At 41.2% G+C, this 7,014-nt stretch carries 3 protein-coding genes; all 3 read right to left on the reverse strand.

All coding sequences use genetic code 11. The features are described from left to right. On the reverse strand, positions 1-2,529 hold a 2,529-nt coding region (locus ACZIX2_RS14055; RefSeq protein ID WP_463340729.1), incomplete at its 3' end, for a serine hydrolase. A gap of 69 nt (positions 2,530-2,598) precedes the next feature. Further along, positions 2,599-6,567, reverse strand: a complete 3,969-nt coding sequence (locus ACZIX2_RS14060) for a family 10 glycosylhydrolase (protein ID WP_463340730.1) — start codon at positions 6,565-6,567, stop codon at positions 2,599-2,601. A gap of 135 nt (positions 6,568-6,702) precedes the next feature. Further along, positions 6,703-7,014: T9SS type A sorting domain-containing protein (locus ACZIX2_RS14065; RefSeq protein ID WP_463340731.1), on the reverse strand; the 312-nt coding region annotated here is incomplete at its 5' end.

The raw sequence follows: 7,014 nt of genomic DNA on the forward strand, positions 1-7,014 counted from the left end.
ATTAGGGAAAGTCCAGGCATAGGAAGTGGCTCCCGTGGAAGTATTGGTTATTGTAAGAGATTCGCCTGTGGCTACTTCCACATAAGGGCTGGTGAATCCTGCGGTAACATCGGTAAAAGGATTTACGGTAATCGTTCCAGAAGCGCTAGCTGCAGGACTACATCCTCCGATGGTTGTAATGGTATAGTTGTAGACACCTAAAGCTGTAGGAATGCCCGATAGGGTTAGGATCCCGGCGTTGAAATTGGCAGTAACTCCAGCTGGTAGTCCAACAACAGTAGCATCGGTTGCGGTGCTGTGGAGGGTGTAAGTAATGTTGGTTATGGCGGCATTCAAACACACGGACTGGTTGGAGGTTGCAGCTGCCGAACTTAAAGTGATGCTTGCAGCAGGATTAACCACTACAGCAGCAGTCAGTGTTTTGGTATTAGAGCTTGAGGCATTACTGGCTGTTAGGGTAGCGTTGAAAGTACCTGAATTAGAGTACGTCACCACTGGGTTTGGGTCGGTACTGGATGCAGGAGTACCTCCAGGGAAGGACCAATTGAAGCTAGTGGCGTTAGTAGAGGTGTTGGTATAGGTGATGGTTTGGCCAGGACAGATTGTTGTATTGGAAGTTGTGAAATCGGCCACGGCAAGCGGTCCTGAAGGTTCGGTACAATCGATAAATACAAAGCGAACGGCATCGGCAATAACTACCCCATTGGTAGCGGTAGTTCTTATGGTGACTTTGTCATTGGTAGAAGCGGTAAAGTTGTATTTGCCCAAAGACACCCAAACGCCATTATTGAGTTGTTGATTTACGGTAGTGGTTGTGGTGCCGGTTTCATGTGTTACATCAATAGGAACATTGGTGGCCCGATTAGTACCCGCGGTGTGTTTTACAAAAACCTCATAGTTTCCACGTTGTGGTAGGTTGGGTGTGTAAGTAACGGTACTAGCTCCTTTGTTGGTATTGTTGTCGTGAATGTAGTTGGTGCCTTCGTAACCTGCTGTGGAAGTAGAGGTAAGCCAGGTACCTACAAGCGAAGCGTTTGGATTATCTACGATTATACTTGTAGTGGCGGGTACCGAACAGTTGATACTTTTCGGAGTGAAAGCAATGGGGGCAGAATATTTTGAAGTTCCAGTAGCGGCACTATAGCTTCGGATGGTGTAATAGTAGGTAGTGCCACCTTGAGGGCGTTCTGCTACTTGTGCGCTTACTTGATCCCAGGTAAAGGATGTGGTGGTATTGGTGGTTTGGTTGACTACCACCGTACTGTTGGGGGTGGTGGCCGAGGTGAATCCGTTGGTATCGGTCCAACCGGTGTTGGATTTGGATACTTGCAAGCGGTAATCACCATTGGTTACATTGGAAGTCCAAGTAAAGGTAACGGGAGTGTTAACGTAAAGCTGATTGGCTGTGGGTGCAGTGGGAACGGGAATGATTGCCGTATTGCAATTGTTATTAGCACAATAGTTGATGTATTCATTTTCTACTACTGTATAGATAGAACTTTTTATGTTTTCCCAAATAGACGATGGACTCGCGTAAGCATTGGTGATTATGCCTACGGATACATTCATAGAGGGAATGTAATACATAAATGAGTTATATCCTAAAATAGTTCCAGTGTGGCCATGATATTTTACTCCATTTGCAGAAGTATATAAACGTGTGCCTAAACCATAGGCTGAGTTCAATGCAGAAGGTGCAATCAAAGCATTTACAGATGCAGATGTTATATAAGTACCTCCATACACTGCTTTACAAAACTTAGCTAAATTTTCAGAAGTGGAAACAATAGCTCCGGCCGCTTTTACCCCAGTAGGTGAGTAATTATAGGCTCTAGTGCCTTCGGCTAAGTCAGGGATTTTGTTTGTGGTGGTACTTACAAAATCCATGAAAGTGTTGCTTAATTGCAATGGGTTAAACAGCCATTCTTGCATAGCAACGTCAAGATTTTTGCCTAGTTTTTTTTCAATTAACATTCCTAAGATAAAAAAGCCGCCGTTGGAATAGCCATAAGTGGATCCAGGTGAAAATTCGGCGCCCATATCGTTGATATAGCCTACTATTTCGTCATTGGTAAAAATTTTATCAGGCACAGCAGCATTGATAAAAGCGTTACTTCCATTGAGATAATCTCCTACACCCGAGGTGTGTTGCAATAATTGTTTGATTGTAATTGTACTGCCATTGGGTAAACCCGGCACCACTAAATGCTGAGAAAGTTTATCATTGATGGAGAAATAGCCCGCTTCTTGTAACCTCATAATCATTACCGCTACAAAATTTTTTGTAGCACTAGCTATCCTATACTTCGTTAAATTTGGAATAATGGTAGAATTGGTGTAAACGTTTCCTATTCCAGCTGTTGCATACACCATACCGATATCAGGGGTAGATACTGCCACAGAAACTCCTGGTAATCCACTACCGGCAAATGAATTGTTAAGTGCTGTTTGTAGTTTTTGTTGAAAGGTTTGTCCAGACATACTCATCGAAAGTATTAGTACTTGGACAATTAAAAATAGTTTTTTCATTGATTACTAATTTTATTTACAACAACTGTCTTGCAATGTTTTTACTAACAAGACCATTGTTTGTAGTTGTTATTTTTGAATTATCATCTTTTTGGTGATTCTTTCCTTTTCGGTAGTAAAGTTCAGGAAGTACATCCCATTGGGTAGATGACTCAAATTGAGTTCATGTTCCTGCGTATTCAACACCTCTGTTTTTACTTCTTGTCCTAAAATGTTGACAATAGAAAGGGTCGTGGCTTGGTCGGAGTTACGACTAATGGTTACTGCGCCATTAGAAGGGTTAGGGTACACTTGTATGCTAGCAGCCAGTATTTCTTCTTGTGGATTTTTCACCTCAAGTGACTTTCTGGTACCAGAACAACTAGCGATGTAAGTATGTTCGATATCGTCTATCCAAACCGTCATGGTATTGGCGGTGTTGTTTTGTTTGATCACAATTGCATCTAGGGTTACCGAAGCACCACTAACGATGCCATTTCCTGTGGTGATAGTGGTTCCAACAGCGGTGGGTAAAAACCAAGAGTAGTAATTCCAAGCTCCGTTGTTGATGATGGCAATAGGAGGAAGTTCTTCTAGTCCATCGGCGTCATCAATCCATGCGGTTACAGTAGCTCCGGCATTGGCTGTACTTGTTCTCATCCAGAAGCCAAAGGTGCCTTGATTTCCGGTAAACGCTTGATTGTTGGCTGGAGTTCCTCCACCAGACAATAAACGCACGGTCCAATTAGAAGTTGAAGCGGTATTGTCATTTAAAATGGCTTTTAAACTAGCGGTTCCTGTTTTGAAACTATCGGTAGCTCGAGCGAGTGTCGAGGTTGTAGCGATCCCCACTGTTGAGCCACTCGTGGTAGGGGCTTGTGTGAATCTACCCGCAGAAGTTTCGAAGGTTTCTAGCGTTGTTTTGGTAGTGGTTCCTACACAGATGTTCATGGTATAGGTGGCACTTCCACAGCTGTTGGAGGCTACTAAGGTAATGGTTTTGCTACCCGTGGTAGTAAAGCTCACCGTAGGATTGGCTGCTGTGCTGGTTGCGGGCGATCCATTAGGGAAAGTCCAGGCATAGGAAGTGGCTCCCGTGGACGTATTGGTTAGTGTAAGAGATTCGCCTGTGGCTACTTCCACATAAGGACTGGTGAATCCTGCGGTAACGGGAGTACCCGCATTAATGGTAAGGCTTCCAGTTAACGAGTTGGAGCTGCATCCTCCAGTAGTACTTACGGTATAACTGTAAGAACCTACAACTGTAGGGGTGCCAGAAATAGTAAGTGTACCTGCGTTCCAATTCGAGCTAACGCCGGCAGGCAAACCTATTACAGTTGCTCCTGTTGCACTTCCACCAATAGTATAAATAATTGGGGTAATGGTTGTGTTGCTGCACAAAGTTTGATTTGAACTAGCAGGAGCCGAGCTAAGTGTTATAGTAGGTTGTGCAAGTACCGTAATGGCCGCTGTACTTGTTTTGGTATTCGTTCCATAAGCGTTGGTCACGGTCAAACTAACGTCGTAAGTGCCAGGTGTAGCATAGGTAACTATTGGGTTTAGAGCAGTACTGGAATTGGGGGTTCCACCTGCAAATGTCCAATTGTACGATTCTGCGTTACTGGACGAATTGGTAAAGGTCACATTTGATCCTTGACAGATTGAATTTGAAGATAAACTAAAATCTGCAATGGCTGGAACTTCAGGTAAACAATCTACATACTTGAATCGAACCCCATCGACAATAACATAGCCATTGGAAAGTTCGTTCTTTACAACTACCGAATTGGAGGTTCCATATTTTAATTCGTATTTGCCTAACGAAACCCAAACATTGTTATTGGTTTGCTGATTGATGACTACATTAGTGCTACCTTGTGCATGATTTATTTGATAGGTTACATTGGTTGCACGATTGGTACCAGCGGTATAGAATACTGATACATCGTATTTACCATACTTTATGATGTTAGGAGAAAAGGTAGCTGTTTTTGTGCCTTTTGAGGTGTTTCCATCGTGTATGTAATTGGTTCCGATATAACCAGGAGTAGAAGTAGAGGTAGTCCATGTCCCAACTAATGATGCATCGGTATTGTCTAGGATGATTTCATTGTTGGTAGGAATGCTACAATTTGGGCTTTTGGTTGTAAAACTAATGGGAGCTGAATATTGTGATACCCCAGTAGCTACGCTATAACTTCTAACAGTATAGTAATAGGTTTCTCCTCCAATTGGACTTTCTGCAACATTGGCATTGATTTGATCCCAAATAAAACTTTGTGTAGTACCTATGTTTCCATTTACAACTACAGTCGCATCGGGAGTAGCAGCAGTGGTGAATCCATTTGTGGCTGACCAATTTGCGTTGGATTTCGCTATTTGAATTCGATATTCGGCATCGGCGATAGTACTATTCCAAGTGAAAGTAACAGGAAGCTCTACGTAATATTGACCTGATGTGGGGCTAATTAGAGTTGGAGCAGCAGCAATGTTATTTATAGTTGTTCCAATAACATTGTTACTTTCGTTATTGTTTTTGTCTAATGCTGTGACTAAAAAATAATTATTTGGGGCCGAAAGTTGCGACTGTGTTAAGACTTTTTCAGTTGTGCTAACAATATCAATGATTTTAGAGGCATCTTGTTTTAATGTATTGGCATCGGATTGATTTTCAAAAGCGTAAATTACATATTTTACTGCTAGATCACCATCGGTAGCGGCTATAGGAGCATTCCATTTTAGGGTACTTCCTTCAAATCTGATGTTGGTTGGTGCTGTAGGGCAAACATTGTCTTTCCAAGGCATAGAAGGAGGAAAGGCTTTTAGTTTGTACTGATTGTTTTTTAATGCAGTAGCAATTCCTTTTTCATCTCTCATAATAAATTTTGTAGAATAGGAAGTCTGTCCAAGTGTATTCCCCATACTCGAAATTCTATTTTGATTGATTTGACTTTGGATTTCAATAGCTTCCCAATTTTGAGAAGTGGCAGGTAATCGGTCATAACCTTGGCTTACGTACAAATGACGACCTGTAGCTGCAGCTTGATCGTTCCACCACTGTGATAACTTTATGTAATCTTGGCTTCCTCCAATTTTCCAATATAATTGTGGTGCAATGTAATCCACTTTGCCATTTTGCAACCAATTGATAGGGTCGCAATATAAGGCACTGTATGAAGAGTTACCGATGATACCCGTGGGGACACCGTTTTTCCAGATGCCAAAGGGGGCAACTCCAAATACGATGTTTTTGTTGTTGTTTGTATTGATAACTTGTAATGCATCATACACATTGGCAATCATTTGGTTCACATTGTCTCTTCTCCAATCGTCAATATTTGTGATGTTTTTTGGATTGTAATTGGCATAAGTACTAGCATCTTGATTAGTGGTCATCCCTTGATCTGGATAAAAATAGTCGTCAAAAACAATTCCATCGATATCATATCGCGAAGCAATATCATTGATGATACTAACGATATAGTTTCGTACTTCGGGTAATCCCGGATTTAATACTTTTAGGTTGCTATTATTGGATGCTGTAAAAACCCATGAAGGATGTAATTTTGAAACATGATTGTTAGCAAGTGTGTATCCGCCAACGCTAGCTCGATAAGGATTTAACCAAGCATGTAGGTCTAAGCTTCTTTTTCGGCATTCGGTGATGGCAAATTGTAAAGGGTCCCAAATGGGGTTTGGTGCGGTACCTTGAACGCCTGTTAGCCAATAGGACCATGGTTCAATAGAAGAATTATAAAAAGCATCACATTCGGGGCGTACTTGAAAATATACTGTATTGATACCTGTATCTACCAATTTGTCAAGAATGTTAAGTAGTTCGGTTTGTTGCGTTGCTACACTTGCACTTCGATTGCTAGGCCAATCAAGATTGTAAACCGTAGTTAAATAGGTGCCTCTTACATCTGCTTTGGGACTTGGGTTTATTTCTGGTCCACTGTTGGAACAACCTAGGGGGATGTTTAATCCCTGTCCAAACAGGGATATACTGTGCCATAAACACACAATAATGTATGTTTGAATAAGTATCTTTTTATTCATTATTTATAAATAATTTGGTTAGTGTAAATAGAATGTGTTTTGTTTTTTAGCTCTTATTTTAACTTAAATAATAGCATAGGTTTCAGTTTCATACAAATGAGTAAGAAACTGAAACCTTATAGGCTATTATTGGAGTTACTTTTGAATAATTATTTTCTTAGTTACTTTCTCCTTTTGGGTAGTAAAGTTTAGGAAGTACATCCCATTGGGTAGATGACTCAAATTGAGTTCGTGTTCCTGCGTATTCAACACCTCTGTTTTTACTTCTTGTCCTAAAATGTTGACAATAGAAAGGGTCGTGGCTTGGTCAGAGTTACGACTAATGGTTAATGAGCCATGCGAAGGGTTAGGGTACACTTGTATACTAGTAGCCAGTATTTCTTCTTGTGGATTTTTCACCTCAAGTGACTTTCTGGTACCAGAACAACTAGCGATGTAAGTATGTTC

The organism is Flavobacterium riviphilum (assembly GCF_055231795.1).